Origin of the sequence: Uniformispora flossi (assembly GCF_049534875.1) — a bacterium.
GTDB lineage: Bacteria > Actinomycetota > Actinomycetes > Streptomycetales > Streptomycetaceae > Yinghuangia > Yinghuangia aomiensis.
In genome coordinates this window covers 17365-41552 of record NZ_JBMULZ010000019.1, presented here as the reverse complement: position 1 = coordinate 41552, position 24188 = coordinate 17365, and the positions used below count along the sequence as shown (strand labels likewise).

Here is a 24188-nt window from a genome sequence, read left to right as displayed (position 1 = left end):
ACGCCGGAGGGCCACACCCGATCGGGTGTGGCCCTCCGGCGTTCCCACGTCGTTATGGGCGGGGATTGCGGTGCGGAGTACGCCTCCTGAGGCCCCCTCAGGCGGCGAGTCGGACGCGCGGGCGATGCGGAGCGATCATGCGGCCGTCCGGCAGCAGTTCCCCCGTGTCGTCGAACAAGACCACTCCGTTGCACAGCAGGCTCCAACCCTGCTCGGGGTGGGCCGCGACCACGTGCGCGGCTTCCCGGTCAGGGCTGTCGGCCGGTGGGCATTGCGGTTGGTGCTGGCACATCGTCGTACCTTCTCGGTGTGTTCTCGCGATGCCTCGCGATGGGGCCGGACGCCTGCCGACCGGCCGGTGCGTTGGTCGTGCGTTCGTACGTGCGTTCCGGACACGACCTGACTCGTATCCGATCCCAGTCTCCGCCCGCGGAGGCGCTCCCGCAGCGGAATTCGCAGTTCTCACCCGAGCGCGTCACCGGGTTTCCACCGAGAGGGTCAGGCGAAGGCCGCGCGAGGACCATACGAGGGTTGCGCGAGGGGCGTGCGAGGACTGCGCGGGGGGGTCAGGCCTGGGTCGTGGTGAGCACGTGCGCGCCGCGGGCGACCAGGGTGTGCGCGAGTTCCGCGGCCGGATACGGGCGCAGCGGCTGCACGCCCGGGGGTGCCGGGGCGAGCGGCACGAGGAGGTCCTGCCAGCCGACCAGGTCGGCGAGCCAGAGGGCGACCGTGTAGAGGCCGGGGATGTGCAGCAAGCGCAGTTCGTAGTAGCCGCGTTCGACGTGCGGGAGGCTGCGGACGGTCGCGACGGCGGCGTCCGTGCCGGTGGTGAACGGGCCCTCGGTGAACCGGGCCAAGGGAGGGCCGCCGACCGGTTCGGCGACCTCGACGGCGCCGACGGTGCGCCCGCGTTCGTGGATCAGCCAGCGCCAGCCGACCGGCCGCGCCGCCTCGACGCCGCGGCCCGCGGCGAGGTCGGCGAGGTCGATTTCGAACATGCGGTGCGGGCAGACGGCCGTCGGGCCCGGCACGTCCGGGTCGGCGTCGTCCGCCTCGGCGTCGGGGGAACCGGACGGGCCGGCGAACGCGGAGTCCGGGGGCGGTGCCGTGCGCCGGCGGGGCGTGGCGAGCACCGCTCGCACCGCCTCACGGGCGTGCTCGGGCGTTTCGGGCACACGCAGGACCATGAGACCGCCTCATTTCTGAAACAGCATCCAGGGTTACGCCGCGATGGGCGTGGGTCGAGAAAAAGCCGTCGAGAAAAGCCGCTGTGCCGGTCCGGGCCGGGCGGGTGCTGCGCCGCGCATGCAGGAACCGACCGTACAAGCCGGTCAGCGCATTGTACTTGAACGGCTGCGAAAAGTAACGGACCGTGGGCGGTTTCCTGGTGGGAAGGGTCCGCTACTCGCCCGGTTGTGCGCTTTTGGCGGGTGGGGCGAGGGGTGGCGATGCGCCAGGGGGAGCGTGTGGGGCGCACGGGGCGGCGCCCCCGGCGGGCGGGGGAGGAGCGGGGCGATATCGCGCCGGATCAGGGGCGTATCCGGGCTCGCGGCCCTGGCCGCGGCGGAGTCCGGCCGGGGCTCACGCGAGGAACCCGGCGAGGACGTCGTCGAGGCTCGCCAGGCCGGCGATCCGGCCGTCGGTGCCCTGCACCAGCGCGAGGTGGGTGCGGCCCGCGCGCATGCGGGCGAGGACCGCGGCGAGGGTGGCGTCGCCGCGGACGGTGTGCAGCGGGTGGACCGGCACGGTGGCGTCCGGGGTGCGGCCGAGGGTGTCATGGACGTGCACGTAGCCGGTCACCCGGTCGTTCTCGATCACCGGGAAGCGGGACAACCCGGTGTCGACGGCCGCGTGTTCGAGCGCGTCCGCGGTGACCGGGCCGGGCAGCGTCCGAACGTCCGGCCACGGACGCATCGCCTGTTCGGCGGTACGGGACTGCAGCGTCAGCGCCGCCGACAGCCGGTGGTGCCCGCGTTTGTCGAGCAGCTGGTGCTCGCGGGACTCGGCGAGGACCGCCGGGAGTTCCTCCGCGGTGTAGACGCTGCGCACCTCGTCGACCGGGTGCACCCGGAACAGCCGCAGGCAGCCGTTGGCCACGTGCCCCAGGAACCACAGGATCGGCGCGGTCACCCGGGAGAACACCCACAGCGGCGGGGTCAGCCACAGCGCGGACTCCTCCGGGCCTGCCAGGGCGATGTTCTTCGGCACCATCTCGCCGAGCACCATGTGGCAGAACACCACGATCGCCAGGCCGATCGCGAAGGCGGTGACGCTTGCCGCGCCGGACGGCAGGCCCAGTGCGTGCAGCGGGCTGTGCAGCAGGTGTTCGAGGGCGGGTTCGGCGACCGCGCCCAGCCCGAGCGACGCGACGGTGATGCCCAGCTGCGCGCCCGCGAGCATGACCGAGATCTGCTCCATGCCGCGCAGCACGATGCGGGCGCGGCGGGATCCGGACTCGGCGAGCGGTTCGATGCGGGTGCGGCGTGCGGAGATCAGCGAGAACTCGGCGCCGACGAAGAAGGCGTTGGCGAGCAGCAGGACGACGGCGAGCGCGAGTTGTCCGGTCATCGGGCACCGTCCCGGGCGGCGTCGGCGGTGCCGGGCAACGGCGCGACCTCGACCTCGTCGACGCGGAGCTTGTCCATCGCGGTGACGGTCAGGCGGCGGTCGTCCACGTCGACCTCTTCGCCGACGTACGGCACGTGTCCCAGGCGGGCGAGCACGAGGCCGGCGAGCGTGCTGTAGTCGCCCTCGGGCATCCGCCAGCCGCAGGCTTCCTCGACCTCGTCGGCGCGCAGCAGGCCGGAGAGCCGGGCCGCGCCTCCGGCGGCCCACGGGAGGCGGGGCGGGGCGCTGGGCTCGTCCTGCGGGTCGTGCTCGTCGGCGAGGTCGCCGACCATTTCCTCGGCGAGGTCCTCGGCGGTGATGACGCCGGCGGTGCCGCCGTACTCGTCGACGACCACGGCGAGTTGGGTATGGGCCTCGCGCAGGCGTTCGATGACCCGGTCGAGGTTCAGCGAGGTCGGCACCAGCACGGCGGGTCGGGCGATCGAGAGAACCGGTGTGGTCGCGCGGCGGGCGGCCGGGACGGCGAAGGCGTCGTGGACCACCGCCAGACGGTTCACTTCGTCGAGGGAGTCGCCGCGGACCGGGAACCGGCTGTGCCCGCTGTCCCGTGCGGCTTCCATGAGGTCGGCGACGGTGGCGTCGGACGGCAGGGACACCACGTCGGTGCGCGGCGTCATCGCTTCCTCGGCGCGCTTGTCGGCGAACCGCAGCGCGCGGTGCAGCACCTGGGCGGTGCCCGGGGGCAGGGCGCCTTCGGTTGCCGAGTGCCGGACGAGCCACATGAGTTCTTCGGCGGACCGAGCCGAGCCCAGTTCGTCCTCGGGCTCGATGCCCAGACGCCGGACGAAGAAGTTGGCGGACCGGTTCAGGAAGGTGATGATCGGCCGGAACGCGGTCGAGAACCCGGTCTGGAACGGGCCCGCGACGGCGGCGACCTGGAACGGCCGGGCGATGGACGCGTTCTTCGGGACGAGTTCGCCGAGCACCATCTGCACAGCCGACGCGATCACCAGCGACAGCGGCCCGGTGAGGTTGCGGGCCGCCGCGTCGCCCACGCCCGGGATCGCCTTCACCGCGGGCTCCACGAGATGGGCGAACGCCGGTTCCGCGAGGTAGCCCGCGACCAGTGACGTGATCGTGATGCCGAGTTGCGCGCCGGACAGTTGGAAGGACAGCGTGCGCAGGCCCTTGAGGATGCGGCCCGCCGCGCGGTCGCCGTCGCGGGCGCGCTCTTCGATCTGGCTGCGCTCGACGGTGATGAGGGAGAACTCGGCGGCGACGAACATGCCGTTCGCGGCGATGAGAACGGCGAGCAGCAGCAGCGGCAACGCGACGTCGATCGCCCGTCTCCTCGGTCGGCCCCGTGCCGGGCCCGGCGAAGCGCACGGCCCCGGGTGGCGTCCGAGAACGGACACCACCCGGTCAGATTACGGCTGATTGCGTACAGGCGGGACATGCCACGCCCGGCGGATGCCGGTCCGCGGGCACCGCGACCGGCCGGAGGGCGTCAGGCCGGGATGGTGAACTGGTAGCCCTCCGCGATGAGCTGCGGGACCAGCTTCTTCAGCAGATCGACGCTCATCTTCCGGTCGCCGCCGCCGTCGTGCATGAGGATGATGCCGGAGTTGCCCAACTGCTTCGACACCGTCGCCATGGCCTTGTCGACGCCCGGCTTCTTCCAGTCCTCGGTGTCGACGCTCCAGCCCAGCGAGCGCATGCCGAGCGACGCCGCGGTCTCCTGCACGAGCGGCGACCAGCCGCCGCCCGGCGCGCGGTAGAACGGCACCGGGGTGCCCGGCGACGCCTTGCCGATCGCGTCGAGGGCGTGCTGCATCTGGCCGCGGATCTCGTCGGGGGACTTCTTCGACAGCTGCTCGTCGTGGCTCATCGTGTGGTTGCACAGGGTGTGCCCGTCGGCCACCACCTTCTGCACCTCGGACGGCAGGTCGCGGGCCTGGTTGCCGACCATGCAGAACACGGCCTTGACGTTGTACTGCTTGAGGATCGCCAGGATTTCGTCGGTGTAGGTGTTCCACGGTCCGTCGTCGAACGTGAGCGACACCCACTTGCCGGGTTCGGTCCGGCCCGGCTTCGCCTGCACCGCGGACGACACCTTCGTCGGCGGCGCGGACGGCGACCCGGACGCGGAGGCCAGCGGCGGCGGCGGACTCGTCGAGCCCTCGTACTGCCCTTCGCCGCCGCCGGGCGTCGCGTCGGGCGTCGCGCCCGGCGTGGCCGCCGCGGCCTTGGACGTGACGGTGTCCCCCGCCGCGGTCCAGACCAGGAAGCCGCACAGGAACACCGCGAGCACCGCGACCGCGGCCTGGAACGACATGCTGCGCACCGGCAACGAGAACATGGCAACCCCCCATGGTGGAGCGTGGATTCCGGGTGCCGTCCCCCCGGCGGCATGCCCGGACGGCCTGCCGGCGGACGGAGTCCGCCGACGCCGCCCACACCCTAGTGATCGCGAAATCCCCAGGGGAAGGGCGGTGGTCCGGCGGCCTTTCGGACCGGCCGGCCCGTCTGTCCGGATGACGCGCGGAGTCCCGCACATGGTTGCGTGATCGGGCGCACGTCCGACCGAACCGCGGGGTAACCCCCAGGGTGGACGACCGACAGCCCGACCGGGGCGGCCAACGGGGAGGTACGCCGATGGGAGAGAAAGTCGAGCAGATCGCGTTCACACCGTCCGACCGGCAGCGTTACCGGCACAAGGTGCGGCGCTGCCTGGAGACGCTCGAACGCATGCTCGCGGAACAGCGGTTCGAGAGCCCGCGCAAGCTCATGGGCGTGGAGATCGAACTGAACCTGACCGACGCCGACGGCCTGCCGTGCATGGTCAACGACGCCGTGCTCGACCGGATCGCCAGTCCGGACTTCCAGACCGAACTGGGGCAGTTCAACATCGAGGTGAACATCCAGCCGCACCGTCTGGCCGGCCCGGTGTTCTCCGAACTCGCCGAGGAACTCCGCACCAGCCTCGACTACGCCGACCGCAAGGCGGCCGAAGCCGGCGCCCGCATCGTCATGATCGGCATCCTGCCGACCGTCACCGACGCGCACATGGTGCTGGAGAACCTGTCGCACAACCCGCGCTACACGCTGCTCAACGACCAGATCCTCATCGCCCGCGGCGAGGACATCCGGCTGCGGATCGACGGTGTCGAACGGCTCGACACCACGTTCGCGACCATCGCGCCGGAGTGCCCGTGCACGTCCGTCCAACTGCACCTGCAGGTCACCCCGGAGAACTTCGCCCCGTTATGGAACGCCGCCCAGGCGATATCCGGCGTGCAAGTCGCGGTCGGAGCGAACTCGCCGTTCCTCTTCGGCCGCGAACTGTGGTGCGAGACCCGGCCGATCCTGTTCGAGCAGTCGTGCGACACCCGGCCCGAGGAGCTGATCGCGCAAGGGGTCCGGCCTCGCACCTGGTTCGGCGAACGTTGGATCGACGGGCCCGTCGACCTGTTCGCGGAGAACCTGCGCTATTTCCCGCCGCTGCTGCCGATCTGCGACGACGAGGACCCGGTCGAAGCCCTGGACCGCGGCGACGTGCCGCACCTGCCCGAACTGCGGCTGCACAACGGCACCATCTACCGGTGGAACCGGCCGGTGTACGACGTCGCCCGAGGGAAACCGCACCTGCGGGTCGAGAACCGGGTCCTCCCGGCCGGCCCGACCGTCGCCGACATCATCGCGAACGCGGCGTTCTACTACGGTGTCGTGCGGTCCCTCGTGGAGGACGACCACCCGGTGTGGCAGCGGATGTCCTTCGCCGAAGCCACCGACAACTTCCACACCGGCGCCCGGCGCGGCATCGACGCGGAACTGTCGTGGCCCGGCCTCGGCCGCGTCCCGGTCACCGAACTGGTGCTGCGCGAACTCCTGCCGCGTGCCTACCGCGGCCTGGACGCGTGGGGGATCGACCCGCGCGAACGCGACGAGTACCTCGGCATCATCGAGCAGCGCTGCATCCGCCGTGTGAACGGCGCGTCCTGGCAGAGCGCGATGTTCCACCACGCCCGCGACGCGTTCGGCCTCGACCGGCTCGGCGCGCTGCGCACGATGACGCTCCGGTACGCCGAGCACATGCGCAGCGGTGAACCCGTCCACACGTGGCCGGTGCCCTGAGCCGCTGCGCCCGGCCGAAACCTGCGGACCGGACCGCGGATCACCGTGTGTGGCGGACCTGTTGCACAACAGCGACCCCGGAGGGACGCGCGTGCGGCTAACCTGATCACCACACCGGACCGCTCTTTCCGGCCGCCGTGCCGGGCACCACGTCTGCGGGGGACGCCATGGCCACGGTTCTGTTCGTGCACGGCACCGGAGTCCGGGCCGACGATCTCGCCGACACGCTGCGGCTGATCGAAGACGGCTGCCGGGCGTTCGCCCCCGACGTCGACCGTGTCCTCGCCCCGGCCTGGGGCGAGGACTGCGGCGTCGGGGGCGGCAACACCGGACTGCTCCCGGAACCCGGACCGGACGACGACGCCGGCCCCGCCCCGGCACCCGACGGCGACGGCACGCTGCCGTGGGCGTCGCTGCTCGCCGACCCCGGGCTGGAGATCCGCGTCACCGCCGCCGCGCAGGCCGCCGACCCGCAGGACGGCGGGCCCGGATACGGCCGCGACGTGCGCGACACCGTCCTCGCCGCACCGGCGGAGTTCGCCTGGGACGACCACGCCCCCGACGTGCGCGTCCCGGCGCGGGCCCTTCTGGACACCGCGGCGCGGCTGCTGGCGGGCGACGACGATCCCTCGGTCGGCGACGACGCGTGGGACTGGTTCGCCGCGGCCGGCGGCAACATCGTCCTGGCCCGCGCGCTCACGGCGCAGTTCGTCCTGCTGGCCGGCGAACACCACGTGCTGCCGGACGGCTTCGACCCGGCCGGGATGATCGACGGGCTGGAGGAGACCCTCGGCGGCCGCGAGCAGGGCGGGCGGGCGAAGGCCGCCATCGCCGGTGCGGCAATCGCGTACGTCGGAGGTTCGCGCAAGCGCATCCGGAAGTACCGGGACCGGATCCACGCGAGCGCCGACCTGTTCGTCGGCGACATCCTCGTCTACCAGGCGCACGGCGCCCGCGCCCGCGACTACCTCGCCCGGCAGATCGACGCCCTCGACGGCGACGTCGTCGTGGTCGGCCACAGCCTCGGCGGGATCGTCGCGTTCGAGACGCTGACCGGCGCCGACTACGGGCCGCGCGTGCGGCTGTTCACGGTCGGTTCGCAGGTCTCCCGGCTCTACCGCTACGGCGCGCTGGCCACGCTGGCGCGCGGCGGCACGCCCGCGCACTGGCCGACGCGCTGGACCAACGCGCACTGCCCGCAAGACCTGCTCGGCTTCCCGGCGCGGCCGGACTTCGGCGACGACGTACCCGTCACCGACCTGCGGATCGACACCGGAATGCTCTTCCCGGACGCGCACAGCGGTTACTGGGGGCAGAGGGAGACCTACCGCGTCATCGCCGAACTCGCCCGGCGGCAGCCGTGAACAGACATGCGCTCGTCGTCGCCTACGGCTACTTCGGGCCGCGCGGCGCCGACCCGCCCCAGTTGCCCCACGTCGTCCGCACCGCGTGCCGCTACCTCGACTACCTCCTCGACGGCGGCGCGGGCTGGCGGATCACCCTGCTGGCGGCGGCCAAGCCGGGGTCGGAGGACGAGACGGCGGTGAAGGCGTATGCGGACCGCGGTGTCGACGTCCGGCTCAACACCTCGCGCGCCGACTACGAAGCGGCCGTCCGCGCGTTCTACCGGCAAGCCGACGATGGCGACACCCTGTTCGTCGTCTGGCTCGGCCATGGCCAGCACACTGTGCAAGGCGCCTCGCACGCGACGTCCGCGCTGGTGCCCAGCCTCGACGACGACGGCGTCTGGAGCACGCACCGCCAGGACGTCGGCAAACTGCACGACTACCTGCGTCAGCAGCGCGCCGGGCAGAACAGCCCGCTCGGCGAATGGTCCGGCGTCTTCGACATCTGCCGCAACCACGAGCCGAACCGCTACCCGGACATCGGCGGCTTCCCCCTGAGCGACGGGGCGAGTGACCAGGCCGCCCGCCGCGCCCTCGTGATGTTCGCCGCCTCGGCGGGGCAGAAGGCCGTCGGCGTCAAGTTCGCCAACCTGCTGATCGACGAACTCGCCGACCGCGCCGCCGGCGGACAGCTCACGCTCGCCCGCGCCCTCCTCGCCGGGCAGGCCGTGCAGCAGGCCTTCGCCCGCGCGGCCGCGTCCAAACAGACGCAACGCCAGACCCCCGACTTCTTCCTCATCGGCCCGCCCGGCACGGGTACCGCCGTCGTCTACCGCCAAGTCCCCGACGGCTCACCGCACCGCATGGCGCTGTGGGACGTCCTCGACCGGCTCGAAGGCGACTACGAGACCGCCGCCGGGCAACCGCTCGCGACCACCGCGCTGCGCCACGCACTGTGGCTGCACGGCACCCGCGGCCTCCCTCGCGACGGCACCCTCGCGGAACTCGGCGACGCCGTGTACTTCAACACCGAAGACCACGTGCGGTTCGCCACCGAAGCCGTCCATCCGCTGCACGTGCTGCGCGACTGGCTCCGCGCGTGCCTGCGCACCGGCTTCGCCGGGTGGGCCCGCGACACCGCCGACGCACTGCTTGCGCCGTTCGAGGAGTGGTGGCACGAGATCCCCGACGACCTCCGGCCGCCGGAACCGCCCGCCGGACCGCCGGTCCTCGTCGTCGACTACGCCGTCGCCACCGATCGGGTCGCCGCGGCCGGCGCCGAATCGGGCGGAAGTCCGGGGCCGTTCCGCATGGACGCCTGGCTGTACCAAGGCACCCACGGCCTCAAACTGCCGCTCGGCAACCTGCGGATCGACTTCGGCGAACCCGTCGCGGCGGCGTTCCGCGCCGCGATCGCCGCCGCCGAGGCCGCCCTGCCGCGTGACAAATACGTGCAGGTCCTGGAAATCCTGGTGCCGCGTTCGCTCTTCGGCTACGCGTTCGACCGCATTACCCTGGGGCCGGAAGACCACGAACGCAATGCGCTGCCGTTGGGCAAGGCACGTGCCCTGGTACTGCGCGACCGGGAGCGGACCATGGGCGGCCCCAGCGGCTACGCGCTCAGCCGGGTGTTCGGCCGCTTCATGCACGAGATCGGCCAAGGGCGCCCCCTGCGGATCCACGAACGGGTGAAGTGGTTCCGCTGCGGCGCCGCCAGACGCGACATTCCCCTCCACTCGTGGGAAGGATCGCGGTACATCGGCGCCGCGCTGGCGTTCGCCGCCGGTGCCGAGGAACGCGCACCCGACGGCGTCGACCAGGTCCTGGAGGGAGGAGCGATCTTCGCCCTGTGGCCCCGCACCCTGTGCCCGCACGACTGCGCGGGCGGCCGCGACTGCCCCGGCCGCGGCTACGTCCGCGCCATGAGCCGGCACCTGCGCGGCGTCGCGAGCATCGACGAGTTGCCCGAACGGGTCTGGCTGTGGCGCAACGGCGGCGGCGACCCGCGCCGACGGCCCGTGTGGCCGCGCGGCGCGGCCCCGGACCGGCCGCGCGAAGAAGTGGTTCTGGTGCTCGACCGGCCCGGCCTCCGCGTGCCCTACGACCCGCGGCCCAGCCTCGGCACCCCGCAGCGGAAGGGGCGGCAGTGACCGACGACCTCGAACAATGGTTCATCTACCGCGGCCCCGGCAGCGGCGGCCCCCGCGCGCTCCCGGTGCCGTGGCCGGAGGCGCCGCCGTGGCGCCGCTTCGGCGGCATCCCCGCGGACGACGATGCGGCCGCCGCGCACGCGGCGGTCCCCGCTGTCGCGCCCGCCCCGGTGGCCCCCGTCGCCGTCGTGCCCGGGGCCCGCGGCGATGCCGACGCCCCGCCCAACGGCGCCGGCCCGAAGCCGCCGCCGCTGCCCGCCGACCCGCCGCCGCCCGCCGACCGGCCGGCCGCCCACGCCCCGGCCGCCGAGCGGCCGACCCTGCAAGAGGACTACGTCGCCCGGACCTTCCACTTACCCGCCGAGCAGCGCACCGAGATCCTGCTCGCGGTCAACGCCGCCATCCGGCTGCGCCGCCCGCTGCTCGTGACCGGCCCTCCGGGTGCCGGCAAGACGTCGCTCGCGATGAGCATCGCCTACGAACTCGACCTGGGACCCGTGCTCCGCTGGGGCGTGACCAGCCGGACGACCCTCCGCGACGGTTTGTACGAGTACGACGCCCTCGGCCGCATCCACGACCTCACCCTCGCCCGCGGCGGCATCGCCGACAACGCCGGCAACTACGCCGAGGACATCGGCAACTACCTGCGTCTGGGGCCGCTCGGCGAGGCCCTCGTGCCGCGGCGGCGCCCCCGCGTCCTCCTGATCGACGAGTTCGACAAGGGCGACAGCGATCTTGCCAACGACCTGCTGCACGTCTTCGAGACCGGCACGTTCGACATTCCCGAACTCCAGCGGCACCGCGAGGAGTCCGTCCCGGTGCGCGCGGCCGACCGGACCGGGCCGCGGGACCGGCGCGTCGAGGTCGTCGGCGGCCGGGTCGAGTGCGCGGAGTTCCCCGTCGTCGTGCTCACCAGCAACCGCGAACGCGACTTCCCCGCCGCGTTCCACCGGCGCTGCCTGCGCCTCGAACTCCAGGCACCCACCAAACGCGACCTGCAGATGCTGCTCGAACGCCACACCGGCTATTGGGCCGAACTCGGCGTGGCACCCGCCGCCTACCGGCCGGGCGACCCGGTGGAGACGTTCGCGAAACGCGCCGAATCCCGCACCCTGTCGTCCGACCAACTCCTGCACACCGCCTTCCTCGACGGCACCGGCGCGCCCCTCGACCCGCTCGACGCCGCCGGACGCGCCCTGCTGGACATCGTCATGGGCGATCTCCACGGAGGGGGGTGACGGATGGACCCCACCGCGCGCCATGGCGGACCGGAACCCCCGTACGACGTCGGCGCCGCCCTGGACATCCTGTGGCTCACCGGCAGCACGCCCGACGCGGCCATGGCGTGGCTCGGCGGTGCGCTCGACACCGGCCCCGACCCGGCCGCCGAGCCGGAAGGCGGCGGGGCCGGGTACGGCGCGCCCGCCGGATTCGCCTGGGGGCCCGGCGGCGGCAAGCCGCCCCCCGCGCCGACGCCGGGATTCCCGGCGGCGCCCGTCCAACTGCCCTCGTGGGACGACAGCGGAACCCCGGTGCGGGCGCTTCCGATGCGGATCCGCGCCGAACCGCGCCTGCCCGCCGCGCGCGCCCTCGAAAACGCGCTCAAGCCGCTGGGCTCCACCGCCGACGCACCCGGCCGCACCGACCTCGACATCGACCGCACCGCGGAAGCGATGGCCGTCGCCGACGCGTTCGTCCCCGTGCTGCGCCCGCAGCGCGAACCGCGCTGGGACCTGCTGCTGGTCCGCGACACCAGTGCCGCCACCGCACCGTGGGGCGCCGTCCTGCGGGAACTCGCCGACGTGCTGCGGCGCAGCGGCGTATTCCGCACCGTCCGGGAGATCCACGCGGACGTGTCCGGGCCCGAACCGCGGTTCACGGCAAGCGACCGCATCACCCCGTGCGACCCGGCCCGCATGCTCGCGGCCGGGGGCCGCGGCATGGTGTTCGTCATCACCGACGGCGTATGCGAAGGGTGGCAGTCCGCCGCCGCGATCGGCCACCTCGGGTCCTGGCACGAGCGCGGACCCGTCGTCGTGTGGCACTTGCTGCCGGAACGCCTGTGGGCCAAGACGGCGATCGCCCCGAGCCGCGTCGTCCTCCGCCCGTCGCTCGGCGCCCGGCACCGCCCGCGGATCCTCGTGTGCCGCGACGACGACCGCCCGCCGGTCCCCGTCGACGACGCCGACTTCCTCGCGCTGCCCGTGCTGGCCTTCGACGGCGCCCCGGTCCTGCACTGGGCGCCCGGCCGGGAGACCGCCGAGCCGCCGTGGTCGCATGTGCGCAGGCTCATGGGCATGCTCGTCGGACGCACCCAAGGCATCCGCGAACTGACCGCCGCCGCCTGGGTGGTGCCGCGATCCGCGCCGCGCGCCGCGCCGCCCCCTCCCAGGCCCGCTTCGGTGGACCTGTCCGCGGAGCAGCGCGTGGACACGTTCCTGCGTACCGTCCCGCCGAGCTGCGCCGATCTGCTGTACGGACTCGCGGGCACCGCCCCCATCACCTTCGAGACGATGCGGCTGGTCAACGCGGTCGTCAACGAACGTCCGGATCCGGCGGACGTCGCCGAGGTGTTCCTCAGCGGCCTGCTCGTGCGCACCGACGACGAAGCCGCCGAGGCGCCGCCCGAGGAAGCGCCCTACGACTTCCCGGCGGACGTCCGCGCCGTCCTCCTGAGCCGCTGCACGTCGGCGGAACTCCTGGCCATGTACGACCGGATCGCCCAGGAGGTCGCCCGCCGCCTCGGCTCCGACGCCGTCGCCTTCCGGGTCCTGCTGAGCGGCGAGGACTTCCCCGCCCCGGCGCGGATCGCGGACGGTGCCCGGCCGCTGGCCTACCTCACCGCGGCCCTGCTGCGCCGCCTCGCGAACAACCCGGACGTGCGCAACGCGGCCCTGCTGGAACGTCTCGCGGCGGGCGGCCCCGATCTGGCACCCGGCACGCCCATCCCGGGATTCCGCAAGCCGGAGCCCGCGCCGCCCGGCTCCGCACCGCCGCCGTCGCAGACCCCGTCCGGGACACCGCAGCTCTCCGCCGCCGACCCGGGCACGTCCGGCCCGGACGCGGATGCCGCCCGCTCGCGGGGGGTGCTGGGCGACGCGCTGCTCGACGGCGCGCGCATGGTCGTGCCCGCCGCGGATGTCGCCGACGCGATCGGCACCCTGCCGTCCGAGCCCGCCCCGGAGCCGGAGCCCGGCCGCGACCGGCGCCGCCCGAGTGCGGTGCCGCGGGTGGCGCTGCTCGGCGGGCAGGCGTCCGGCAAGACCACGTTCCTGGTCGTCGCCGCCCTGCGGATGTTCACCACGGACCGCAGCGCGCGGCTGGACCTCGACCTGCCCGGCGTCGCCCTCGACGACGTGCTGATCACCCCGCGCGACGACGCCACCAAGGAGTTCGTGCACCGGGCCGGCGTGAGCATCATCGAGCAGCGGGTGTTCCCGAACGCGACCTCGCAGCCGGAAGACCTGCGGCTGCGGGTGGACGCCCGGTGCACCGTCCGCCGCAGGCTCCGCTGGCGCCGGAAGCTGTCCTGGCGGGTCGCCTTCGACCTGGAACTCCACGACCGGGCGGGCGGGGACTTCGAAGACCCGGACTCGCCGCTGACGCACGGCGCCGACGCCGTGCGGAACGTGCGCGACACCCACGGCATCGTGTTCCTCGCCGATCTGAGCAGCCCGGCCGCGGCCGCCCACACGGCGGCCAGCCTCAGCCGGTTCATCCCGCGGCTCAGGCCGGACGGCCGGCCCGAGGAAGCCGCCGACCGGCTGCCGCACTTCGTCGCCGTGTGCGTGTCCAAATGCGACGACGCCCGGGTCCGCGACCGCGTCCTCGGCGGCGCGTCCGCGCCCGGCGCGGCCGGCATCGAACCGGCCCTGCGGCGGCTGGCCGCCCGGGGGGACGCCGACGTCGACACGATACTGAGGGTCCTCGGCACCTGGTTCCACCGCGACCGGGTCCGCTACTTCGGCACGACGTCGGTGGGATGGGACTACCAGGGCGACGCCTTCCGGCTGCGCGGCCGCCCCGTCCAGCCGGTCAACGTCTGGGAACCCATGGTCTGGCTTGCCAGTTCGGTCGGAGCTTTCGCCGGGGAGACTTCCTGAATGACGGAACGCACCATAGCCGCGGAGTGGGCGTGGCATGCCAAACCGGGGGACAGCCACGGCGATTACCGGGTGCTGAGAGCCTCCGGACCGCCCGCCGACTACCCGCGGTTCGGCGCGGAGATCCGGGCGCGCGCCATAGGTACGCCGCTGCCCGCGGTACGCGGCCCCGACGCACTCCCGTGGGTGCGGTTCGAGCGCAGCTCCGACGGCACCGCGAACACCGTCACGTGGACCGAATGGTCGGCGTTCCTGGACGAGTTCGGACGTCCGATCGTCGGCACCAGCCACTACGTGCTGTCCGGTGTCGACCTGGCGCTGCACCGCCCCGCCCTCGACGAGCTGATGCAGGCGCTGTTCGGCATCGACCTGGCGGAACACCCGCCGCAGCCGGCCCTGCTCACCTTGCCCGCGCCGGGGGAGCCGCGCGGGAGGCAGCCGTACCCGCTCGGCTGGCTTGCCTCGGTCGCGGCGCTGCTGCTCGAAGGGCCGGTCACGCTCGTGCCGGACGCCGCGGACTGGCCGATGCGGGACCGCGTCCGGCTGTTCGACGACATCCTCGGCCTGCTGCCGTATCCGGCGGCCGCCGCGGTGTCGGCGGCGACCTGGTGGACGGCGTCCGCGGCGGGCAGCGTCCGGCTCGCGGTCGGATCGGCGCAGCGCGGGCGCCGGGCCGTGCGGATCGGCGGGCCCGCCGAACCGGAGACGGCGGCGGGTGCCGCGTACCGCAGACTCGTCCTCGCCCTCGCCGAGGCGCGCGGTGCCGTGCCGCTGAGCCGCGACCTGCGGGCTTTCCCGATGCCGTCCGCACCGGGGCCGGATTTCTTGCGGGCGGAAGCGGTTCTGGGCGCGGTCCGTGCCCGGTTCGGAGATCCCGCCGGGTAACCCGAGAGCACCGCGACGGCGGCGTACCGGCACCGCATCGGCGCCGTGGGAACACGCCTTGAGCAGGGGCGCGACCAAGTCGCGGCGAACGCACGTCCTGTCCCGCTAACGTGGCCGGACGACACGACGGGAGGGGGTGCTCGCGTGATCGCACCGTTGGACGGCGCCGGTCCCACCCGGGTCGGCGACTTCGACCTGCTGTGCCGGATCGGGGCCGGCGGCTTCGGCGAGGTCTATCTCGGCCGGTCCCGCACCTGGGCGGGGCAGTTGGCGGCCGTGAAGATCGCCCACCCGGACATCGTCCGCAACGAGGGCTTCCGGCAGCGCTTCACCAACGAGGTGCGCGCCATGGGCACCGTCGTCGGCGACGGCGTCCCGCGGCTCCTCGACGCCGACAGCGAAGCCGAGAAGCCTTGGCTCGCCACCGAGTTCCTGCGCGCCCCGGCCCTGCAGGACCTGGTGGGGGAAGGCGGGCCGCTGCCGCCGGAGGTCGTGTGGCGGATCGCCGAGCAGGCGTCCGCGGCCATCGTCCGCATGCACGAACTCGGCGTCTACCACCGCGATATCAAACCCTCCAACGTGCTGATCGGGCGGGACCGCGCCTGGCTGATCGACTTCGGCCTGGTGCGCCTCGTCGGCGACCCCCGGCTGACCCGCACCGGCGACCGCATCGGGTCGCTGCAGTACATGTCGCCCGAGCACGTCGCGGGTCTCGCGCAGGCCGCCGGGCCGTCCGACGTGTTCGCCCTCGGCGGCACGCTGCTCTATGCGCTGACCGGGCATCCGCCCTACGACGGCGCGTCCATCGTCACCGTGCTCCGCAAGATCAGCAGCGAGGCGCCGGACACCTCGGGGCTGCCGGACGGCGACCTGGCCGGGCTGATCCGCCGCTGCCTGGTGCGGCACCCGGACGGCCGCCCGACCGCGGTGTGGGTCAACTCCGTCGCGCGCCGCCACGTCGGGCGCACCGCCGACGCCGGCAGCATGCGGCTGCCCGGCGACACGGTGCCGCTGTGGCGGACGCTGCCGCCCGAGCACCGGCGCCTGATGCGGGACTACGACCGCAGGATCGAAGAGGCGTCCGGGGGAGCGGTGCCCCGGTCCGACGGCGAGCCCACGGCCGTGGTCGGCGCCGCGGTCGCCGTCGACGAGGAGATGGCGCTCGGCATGGGCCCGTTCGGGGCCCCGGCGCCCGGCAGCTCCGTCGACTCCGGCAGTTCCGTTGATTCAGGTAGTTCAGCCAATCCGGGCGGTTCCGTCGAGCTCGGCGGATTCGCCGGTCCGCGCCCCGCCGACGGGCGGTCGGTCCCGCCTCGGACCGGCGGACCCCGTCCCGACTGGGAATGGCGGGGGCGGGACTGGATCCGCTGCCCTCCGGTGCTGTCCGCCGGAGTCGTCGCGATCGCGCACTGCCAGGGCCGGGTCGTCGGGCTGGACGCCGAGAACGGCCGGGAGCGCTGGGAACTCCCCGCCGAATCCGGCGACCTCGTGCTCCCCGGCGCGATGGCCGTGGTGTCCGGGCGGCTGGTGGTCGGCACCGGGCGCGGGCGCCTGCGCATCGTGCACGCCTCCAGCGGCAAACGCGAACACGACCTGTGGGTCGGCCCGACCGTCGGCTCGGCCGGCACCGGCGTGGCCGTGCACGGCGTGTGCGTGACAGGCGCGGACACCGTCCTCGCGACGATGGCGAACGGCGACCTGGTGTCCGCCCGGCTGGACGCGATGGCGGCGCGCACCGCCCGCGAAGCGGTCGGTCCGGTGCGCCGCCCCGCGGTGTGCGGCGCATCCGTGGTCACCGCCGGGATCGACGGGTGCGTGCGCACCTGGGAGTTCGGCACGGGCATCGCGAAGTGCCGGGCGAAATGGCGGCTGGACGGGGCGGTCCTCGGCGGGCCGCTGGCCGTCGGCCAAGCGGTCGTGTGCGGGACCGCGGCCGGCACGCTGTGGCTCGTCGAACCGCCCGGCGGCACCGCGCGTGTGCTGGCCCGGCTCGGCACGGCGATATGCGGGGACCCGGCGCTGTCCGGCGACGGGCTGGTGGTGGCGGGGACGTCGGGCGGCGACGTGGTCGCGGTGCACGCGTCCGGCGTCAAAGGCTGGCGGGAGTCCCTCGGCGAGCCGGTGGTCGCGGTCGCCGCCGACGAGCAGTGGGTGTACGCCGCGCTGCGCGGCGGCAGCGTCCACGTCCTCAGCCGCGACGACGGCACGCGCGCCCACACGATCCGCACGCCCGCGGCGTGCGTCCCGGCAGCCGCCGGACGCGAAGGCGAACGCCGTTTGTACACCGCGGGATTGGATGGCGCGGTCCGCCGCTATACGATCCCGTGATGCGCCTCCACGGCGCGTATCCGGGCCGCTGCCGGGCCTGTTGGCCGAACGCGTGTTCGCCGGAGTGCGGGCGCGCCGCCGCCGTGCGCCGAAACGTGCTTTCCCGAAAGGGTATTGGCTGCTTTTGACCCCTCCTCACGATCTCGCGACGGCGGGCGGGAATGACCTCCGGGAAAGGCCGCCAACCACTACCATCGGCTCATCACCAGGTCACGCCGCGTGGACATCCGGGTGCGGTCGCCCGCGCGGCGGGCAGGGACCACGACGGCTGGGGGACGGGGTGGCGGCCGTGCGGGGCGGATTCGGCAGGATCGAAGCGGCGCGGGCACGGAGCGCCCGGGCGCGCGTGCGGGCGCACGCCACGAGACGACCCGGGCAGCGGCGGTGACGCCCCGGCACCGGCGTGCGCCGGGTGACGTACCGGCCGCTATCTGCCCGGTGTGCCTGTCCGCGTTCCCGGCACGCGGCGCCTGCCGGTTCTGCGCGTGGGAGGCCGGCGGCGACCTCGACACGGCCCGCCGCGGCTACGACCTCAAGACCGAACTCCGCGCCCGGCCGGTGCGCGAGGAACCCGACCCGGCCCGCGACGGCCGCACGCTCCCGACCCCCGAGACCACCGACCTGCCGGACCTGCCGCATTTCCCCCGCTTCCCGGGCCTCCCGGACCTGCCGCCGCCGCGCGACGGCGGCGGCGGCGACGGCCGTGCGGGACCGGAACGCGACGCGTGGCGCGACATCCGCGCCGAGGACGCCCGCGCCCGTGCGCTCGCTCCCGGCGGCGCCGACCAGGTGCTCGTGGCGCTGGCCGCGGGCGAGTTCGACCGGGTGTGGTTCGTCGAACTGTCCCGGCACGGCGCCGCCGCCGTCCGGGTCGACCGCGATCCCGCGGGCGCGGTGCGCATCCCGGACGCCGCGGAGCCGCGCACCCCCTGGCCCGAACTCCTGCTCCACCCGGACTGGCTGCCCGCCGCCGAGGACACCGGCGACTACGTCCTGGCGGGCGGCGTCGGCACCGTCGACGGCACCGGATGGCACGGCCGCCCCGCCCCCGTCGACCCGCTGTTCGGGCGTGCCCTCGGCGCGTGGACCGGCCGCTGGGCCGGACGGTGGCGGCACGAACGCACCACGCCTGGGGAGGGCAGCGCGTGGATCCTCGTCTCCCGCGACCCGCACTGGCGCATATGCGTGCAGGCCGCCCGGCACCTGTCCGCCGAGTACCCGCCGTCCGCGACCCTCGTCCCGGACGGCACCGCGCCCCTCGACCGGCTCGTCGACGACCTCGTCGGCGGCATCCCGACCCGGCACACCTACGCCCTGGTCGCCGTCGAAGCCGACACCGCCCACCGCACCACCCGGGTCATCACCCGCGAACTCTTCCCGCGCGGCACCCTCGCCCTCCCCGGCAGCACCCCCAGCACGAGCGTCGCCCTGGCGTTCCCGGCGTCCGGCACCGGCAACGGCGCCGACGCACCCACCGAGCGACTGCTGCACGTCGTCGACCCGTACGGCGGCCCGGACGGCGATTGGCCCGTTCTGATGGCCGGCGCCTACCCGGCCCCCGGCGGCGCCCACGAGATCACCGTCCGCCTCGTCGACGCCCGGCGCATCGAGGTCGGCATCGACCACGACGGCGCGACCCGCGCGCTCACCGCCGTCCTTCCGGGCGCCCCGCCCGGCATCCTCCCAGGCCACGGCAACGGCAGTGGCGACGGGAACAGTGACGGGAATGGTGACGGGAACGGGAACGGCCACGGGAACTTCGACGGCCGCGGCCCCACCGGCACCGCCCTGTTCGGCGCCGGCACCCGCCGCGTGCTCGGCGGCGGGCTCGACGCCGACATCGTGTGCGCCGTCGAACTCGCCGACGAAGATCCCGAACGCGTCCGCCGCCGCCTCGACTTCGCCGCCGAACTCGCGGAACGCCTCACCCGCCTCGACGACGGCGCCGGCCGCTTCCGCCTCGCCCTCGCCGGCTACACCGACCACGACCCGCGCCGCCGCGTCCGCCGCCCGGACGTCTTCGGCCTCGGCACCCACGTGCCGCCGCTGCGCACCGTCCCGTTCGCGGACCCCGCCGACCACCTCGACGCCCTCGCCGCGTGGGAGCCCGCCGCCGTCCTGCACCACTACGCGGCCCCGCTCGAAGAAGTCGTCCACCACCTCGACACGCACCGCACCGACCCCGCCTGGCGGTGGCGCGCCGCCACGCGGATCCTCGTCACCGTCGGCAGCCGGCCCCCGCACCCCCGCTCGCGCGGCGCCGACCTCGTCATGCCCTGCCCCGAACGCCTCGACTGGCGCACCCACCTCGCCGCGCTGCGCAGCCGCGACGGGCTGCGGTGCGTCCTCGTCGACGACCGCCACACCGAGCCCGACCGGCGCAACCGCAGTTCCTGGGTGTGGGAATTCGGCTCCTTCCGCGAAGAGTTCGGCGCCGACGGCCACTTCGGCCCGGACGACCCGCAGGTCTGGGCCGCCCTGCTCACCGGCCCGGCACCCGCGTCCGCACCGGTACTTCCGCTGCTCGTGGACACCGCGAGCCGCACGCTGCCTTTCCGAGGAGGCGGATCCCCCCGATGACCGACCCGCACGCCTACCCGCCGCCTCCGCCGCCCGACCCGGACGACGACGAGACGGTCTACTCGTCCGCGCCGCCGCCGTTCGCGGCCCGCGGCGGGCCCCTGCTGCCCGAGGACGTGCCGGACGACCTGCCGTACGACACCTACGACGGACCCTTCGACACGGAGGCCCCCGCGCTCCACCGCGAAGTCCCGTTCGACGCGTACACCGGCACCGCCGTCGTCCCGCTGTCCCTGTGGGGCGCGCCCGGCTCCGGCAAGACCACGTTCCTCGCCGCGCTGCAGTTCGCCGTCAACCAGTTCGTGCACCCTGCGGTATCGGTCAACCTGACCCCGGCCAGCAACCTGGCCCTCAAGGAAGCGCAGAACTTCCGGCGCATGCTCACCGAAGAGCGCACGTTCCCGATGGCCACCGCGGGCATCTCGCACCAGTTCTGGGACTTCACCGTCACCGAGAAACGCCGCGGCCTGCTGCGCCGCGGCCCCGGCCGCAGTCAGACGTTCCTGCTGGAGATCACCGATGCCCCCGGCCGCACGTACGACGACGAGAACGCACACAGCAAGAACCCGGCGATCACCCACCTCGTCAACAGTCGCGGCCTCATTCTGCTGCTCGACCCGATCGGCGAACTCGAACAGCGCAACTCGTTCCGGCACTTCGGCGGCGTGATGGAGAACCTCCGGATCGCCGCCATCGCCGACGGCAGCCTCGTCGACGGCCGCCTTCCGCAGCACCTGGCCGTCTGCCTGACGAAATGGGACGACCCCCGCGTGTTCGTCCGCGCCAAACAGGGCGGCTTCGTGCACACCGACGACGCCGGTGTCCCGCGCATCGCCGACCCGGCCGCGTTCATGACCTGGATCTCCCGGGCCATCCCGGAGAGCAACCTCGGCTACATCGACCAGGCGCTGCGCAACAACTTCCACCCGAACCGGGTGAAGTACTTCATCACCAGCTCGCTCGGCGTCGGCCGGGTCGATCCCGAACAGCCCGGCCCCGACGACTTCCACCGCGTGGTCGCGGAAGCCGACGACCAGCTGATCCTCGACGTCATCGAACCGATGAACGTCGTCGAACCGCTGCTCTATCTGACATCGGCCGTGATGGACCGGAGGCGGTGACGGTGGCGGAACTGGAAGCCCAGTGGGTGTGGTTCGGCAAATCCCCCGGATCCACCTCGGACTACGAAGTCCTCGAAGGCAGTTCCGAACCGAACACGTACAAGGCGCTCAGCAACGTCGTGTGGCGGACGTTCCCCGGAACGCCGGACCGCATCGACAACGGCCCCGAACGCCTGCCCTGGTGCACCGTCTCGCCCGCCCGCGGGCAGGACCGCAGCCCCATGTGGGTCGTCAAGATCGTCGAAGCACGCGGCGAGAAGGACGGCTTCAACCGCGCCATCGTCTCCGCCCGCGTGTTCTTCGTGCCGTACCCGGAAGCCGCCGCCGCCGGCCTGTCCGCGGCCCGTCTGCTGGACGCCCTCGACGAAGCGCCGCTCGTGCCCGGCGCCCCCGTGTCCGTGCGCCTGCCCGACCCGGCGGCGACGCGCGCCGACATCCTCGCGGAGATCCGCGGCCTCGGCATCGAATGGGCGGCCACCGTCGCGGCCTGGATGCTCGCCGGACCCGTCTCCATCGGCGGGGCGGACAACGCCGACCGGCACACCCGCCTCGCCATCGTCGACGCCGTCACCGCCCTCCTGCCCTACGGCGTCCGCGCCCACCTCACCGCGCACACCTGGACCGGCACCGACACCCGCGCCCAGCCCTGGGTGTCCTTCGCCGAAATCCCCGGCGCCCGGCGCCTCGCCGTCAACCGCCGCCTGCCGCTCCCGCCCGAGGGGCCCGCCGCCGACTACTACGCCGTCGTCACCACATTCCTGGAGCGCAACGGCCTCGACGACCTCGTCGAACGCCTGGCCGCCATGCGCACCCCCGTCGACCTGGCCAAGACCCGCGGCCTGAGCGGCAGCCTCGTCACCGCCGTCCGCGACCTCGACTGGGTCACCCGGCTCATCGAAGCCAGCCGCAACGGCACCCTCAACGCCGACGAACTCGCCCGGCGCCTCGCCGGCGCCGAACCCGGCCGCCTCAAGCCCGACGAAACGCGCGCCCTCCTCGGCGCCGCGTTCGCCGCCGCCGTCCGCGGCCACACCGGCTGCGCCGACGCCGCCGAGGTCTTCACCCGCAAAGCCAAAGCCGCCGACGCGGCCGTCGCCGCCATCGTCGCCGAACTCGGCGCCCCCGAAGACCCCGGCACCCCCGACCGCGACGCCCGCATCTGGGCCCTCGCCGACCGCCTCGGCCTCGGCAACGCCGCCGCCTACGTGCTCCTCACCGGCATGGGCGCCGACGGGGCACCGCCGGAGCGGATGGTCCGCATGCTGCGCCGCATCGGCCCCGCCCGCGCGCGCCGCCTGGAGGCCGTCCGCGACTTCCTGTGGCAGGAGAAAGTCGTCGCGGGCGCGCTCCTCGCGTACGAATCCGAGGACCGGCGGCAGTGGCTGGCGGTCCTCGACCCGGACAACGCGTCGGTGCCGGTCTGGCTGCGCCCCTACCGGATCCTCGGCTCCCGGCACGCCACCGGCAGCCTGCCCACCCCCGGCGACGCCATCGCCGTCGCCGACCTCACCGAAAACGGCGAGGAGTTCAACCGCGTCGTCAGCGCGTTCTGGCCCACCTTCACCGAGACCGCCGGGAACGAGCAGTACCAGGCGCGCCTGTTCGCCGCCCTCACCCGGCGGCACATCGCCGACCCGGACACGGCGGTCCGCATCGACCTGCTCCTCGTCGTCGGCGGCTACCTGCCGCACGGCGCCGAGCAGCGGCGGCTGTCCGTCGAGCGCTACCTGGACGCGGTCCGCGACCGCCACGTGCACGACCGCGTCGCGTTCCCGCGCTGGGCGGCCGCCTGGACCGGACTCGTCCTGAACCCGGGCGCGGGCCCGGTCAGCCGGGAAAGCCGCCTCCTGCTGCGCACGTTCGCGCTCGAATGCGGGGACTCCACCGCGGCCGCGATCGCCGGGGCGGTGGGCGGCGCGCTGGAGAACCCGGGCCTGTACGACACCCAGATCCTCGACGACACCTGGTGGCACGCCCTCATCCAGTACGACCCGTCGCTGGAGCAGAGCCGCACCCTCACCCGGGTCCGGCAAGGCGGCCTGTCGCTGCGCGAAGTCGTCGACCTGTGGGCCGACAGCCTGTGCGGCGCGCCGTCCCGCGCGGGCGTCGCCGTCGTCGGCGGCACCGACCGCAAACCCATGCTGGCCGCCGTCGGCGACTGGCTGCGCAAGAGCCAAGTCCCCGCGGTGGCCGTCTTCGACGCCCTGTACGGCGGCCTCGTCGCCCGACGCGTCGACGGCGCGCAGGCGCGCGAAGCCGTCGACAGCCTCCGCCTCGCCGTCACCCAGGGCGCCTGGGGCGCACCGGAAGCCGAGCGTCGCCGCCTGCAGTTCGGCGAAGCGCTCGCCGCCGAGGCCAAGCACGCCCGGCAGCACCGGCGGGCCATCCGCAAAAGCAAGTTCCAGCCCCCGCCCGCCCAGCCGGCCCCGCAAGGCGGCGCGGCGGCCCCGGCCGCCCCGCCGGGCCGGAAGGGCCGTCGCCGCAAGAACGCGGCACCGCCGCCCGGACCGCCCGCACCACCCGGACCGCCCGCACCACCCGAAGCCTCGGGGAACCTTCCGGCGCCCGCCTCGACGGCGGACACCCGGGCGCTCCCCGCCGGCTCCGGCCCGGGGAACCCCGCGCCGGGCGCCGCACCGGCCGACGAGAACCGGACCCACGGCGGCCGCGGCCCGTTCCGCGGGGGCGGGCGGCCGAGCCTGCCCCACGTGCAGCAAGGCGCCACGGTGCGCTGGAAGATGGAGCGCGAAACCCTCGTCACCCGCATCCTCGTCGCCTTGGTCGTCATCCTGATCGGCGTCATCGCCGTCGCCGTCCTGCTGCTGTCCGACGACGGGTCCGACAACGGATCGCCGCCGGCCCCGGACCACCGGGACCACGCCGCCACCGCGCCGGCCGCGGCCCCGCGAGACCTCGCCCCAGACGCCACTTCCACGGCCCCGAAACCGCCGCACCACCGGTCCTGAACCACGC

The 24188-nt window shown here is 74.0% G+C and carries 15 protein-coding genes; 10 read left to right on the top strand and 5 right to left on the bottom strand.

Features of this window, described 5'->3' with window-relative positions; all coding sequences use genetic code 11:
* Window positions 1-97: 97 nt before the first annotated feature.
* The 5 genes from ACPA54_RS31445 to ACPA54_RS31425 all read right to left on the bottom strand — a co-directional run bounded on the left by ACPA54_RS31445 (window position 98) and on the right by ACPA54_RS31425 (window position 4927).
* The gene (locus ACPA54_RS31445) at window positions 98-292 is read right to left on the bottom strand and encodes a DUF5999 family protein (protein WP_345678648.1); all 195 of its coding nucleotides are present in this window, start codon (window positions 290-292) and stop codon (window positions 98-100) included.
* Window positions 293-566: 274 nt separating this feature from the next.
* On the bottom strand, window positions 567-1187 hold the full coding sequence (locus ACPA54_RS31440; protein ID WP_423534842.1) for a hypothetical protein: 621 nt from the start codon (window positions 1185-1187) through the stop codon (window positions 567-569).
* Window positions 1188-1581: 394 nt separating this feature from the next.
* The gene (locus tag ACPA54_RS31435) at window positions 1582-2568 is read right to left on the bottom strand and encodes a hemolysin family protein (protein WP_423534840.1); all 987 of its coding nucleotides are present in this window, start codon (window positions 2566-2568) and stop codon (window positions 1582-1584) included.
* On the bottom strand, window positions 2565-3896 hold the full coding sequence (locus ACPA54_RS31430) for a hemolysin family protein (RefSeq protein WP_423534838.1): 1332 nt from the start codon (window positions 3894-3896) through the stop codon (window positions 2565-2567). Before ACPA54_RS31430 ends, ACPA54_RS31435 begins: the two co-directional genes overlap by 4 nt.
* 179 nt (window positions 3897-4075) lie before the next feature.
* A complete protein-coding gene (locus tag ACPA54_RS31425; RefSeq protein WP_423534836.1) occupies window positions 4076-4927 on the bottom strand; it encodes a polysaccharide deacetylase family protein in 852 nt (283 codons plus the stop codon).
* A 296-nt stretch (window positions 4928-5223) separates the two neighbouring features.
* On the opposite strand from ACPA54_RS31425, the gene ACPA54_RS31420 reads away from it, so the two are divergent.
* The 10 genes from ACPA54_RS31420 (at window position 5224) to ACPA54_RS31375 (ending at window position 24181) form a co-directional block, all read left to right on the top strand.
* Complete coding sequence (locus ACPA54_RS31420) at window positions 5224-6702, top strand: glutamate-cysteine ligase family protein (RefSeq protein WP_423534834.1); 1479 nt, start codon at window positions 5224-5226, stop codon at window positions 6700-6702.
* 167 nt (window positions 6703-6869) lie between these two features.
* On the top strand, window positions 6870-8066 hold the full coding sequence (locus ACPA54_RS31415; protein WP_423534833.1) for an alpha/beta fold hydrolase: 1197 nt from the start codon (window positions 6870-6872) through the stop codon (window positions 8064-8066).
* Window positions 8063-10198: a hypothetical protein gene (locus ACPA54_RS31410; protein WP_423534831.1), complete on the top strand. Its 2136-nt coding sequence runs from the start codon at window positions 8063-8065 to the stop codon at window positions 10196-10198. The genes ACPA54_RS31415 and ACPA54_RS31410 overlap by 4 nt, the downstream gene beginning before the upstream one ends.
* Window positions 10195-11436, top strand: a complete 1242-nt coding sequence (locus tag ACPA54_RS31405; RefSeq protein WP_423534830.1) for an AAA family ATPase — start codon at window positions 10195-10197, stop codon at window positions 11434-11436. Before ACPA54_RS31410 ends, ACPA54_RS31405 begins: the two co-directional genes overlap by 4 nt.
* A 3-nt stretch (window positions 11437-11439) precedes the next feature.
* Window positions 11440-14301: an SAV_2336 N-terminal domain-related protein gene (locus tag ACPA54_RS31400; RefSeq protein ID WP_423534829.1), complete on the top strand. Its 2862-nt coding sequence runs from the start codon at window positions 11440-11442 to the stop codon at window positions 14299-14301.
* Entirely contained in the window at window positions 14302-15186 is an 885-nt protein-coding gene (locus tag ACPA54_RS31395; RefSeq protein WP_423534827.1) for a hypothetical protein, read from the top strand.
* A gap of 144 nt (window positions 15187-15330) precedes the next feature.
* Complete coding sequence (locus ACPA54_RS31390) at window positions 15331-17514, top strand: protein kinase domain-containing protein (RefSeq protein WP_423534825.1); 2184 nt, start codon at window positions 15331-15333, stop codon at window positions 17512-17514.
* Between the two features lie 438 nt (window positions 17515-17952).
* Window positions 17953-20094 (top strand): hypothetical protein, encoded by a 2142-nt coding sequence (locus tag ACPA54_RS31385; RefSeq protein WP_423534823.1) that lies wholly within the window; start codon window positions 17953-17955, stop codon window positions 20092-20094.
* Window positions 20091-21215, top strand: coding sequence for a hypothetical protein (locus tag ACPA54_RS31380; RefSeq protein ID WP_423534821.1), 1125 nt, complete (start codon window positions 20091-20093; stop codon window positions 21213-21215). Before ACPA54_RS31385 ends, ACPA54_RS31380 begins: the two co-directional genes overlap by 4 nt.
* Window positions 21212-24181: a hypothetical protein gene (locus ACPA54_RS31375; RefSeq protein ID WP_423534820.1), complete on the top strand. Its 2970-nt coding sequence runs from the start codon at window positions 21212-21214 to the stop codon at window positions 24179-24181. The genes ACPA54_RS31380 and ACPA54_RS31375 overlap by 4 nt, the downstream gene beginning before the upstream one ends.
* Window positions 24182-24188 lie beyond the last annotated feature (7 nt).

Coding starts and splice junctions, on each gene's coding strand:
- ACPA54_RS31445 (WP_345678648.1), bottom strand. CDS start 292: ATGTGCCAGCACCAACCGCAATGCCCACCGGCCGACAGCCCTGACCGG.
- ACPA54_RS31440 (WP_423534842.1), bottom strand. CDS start 1,187: ATGGTCCTGCGTGTGCCCGAAACGCCCGAGCACGCCCGTGAGGCGGTG.
- ACPA54_RS31435 (WP_423534840.1), bottom strand. CDS start 2,568: ATGACCGGACAACTCGCGCTCGCCGTCGTCCTGCTGCTCGCCAACGCC.
- ACPA54_RS31425 (WP_423534836.1), bottom strand. CDS start 4,927: ATGTTCTCGTTGCCGGTGCGCAGCATGTCGTTCCAGGCCGCGGTCGCG.
- ACPA54_RS31420 (WP_423534834.1), top strand. CDS start 5,224: ATGGGAGAGAAAGTCGAGCAGATCGCGTTCACACCGTCCGACCGGCAG.
- ACPA54_RS31415 (WP_423534833.1), top strand. CDS start 6,870: ATGGCCACGGTTCTGTTCGTGCACGGCACCGGAGTCCGGGCCGACGAT.
- ACPA54_RS31400 (WP_423534829.1), top strand. CDS start 11,440: ATGGACCCCACCGCGCGCCATGGCGGACCGGAACCCCCGTACGACGTC.
- ACPA54_RS31395 (WP_423534827.1), top strand. CDS start 14,302: ATGACGGAACGCACCATAGCCGCGGAGTGGGCGTGGCATGCCAAACCG.
- ACPA54_RS31380 (WP_423534821.1), top strand. CDS start 20,091: ATGACCGACCCGCACGCCTACCCGCCGCCTCCGCCGCCCGACCCGGAC.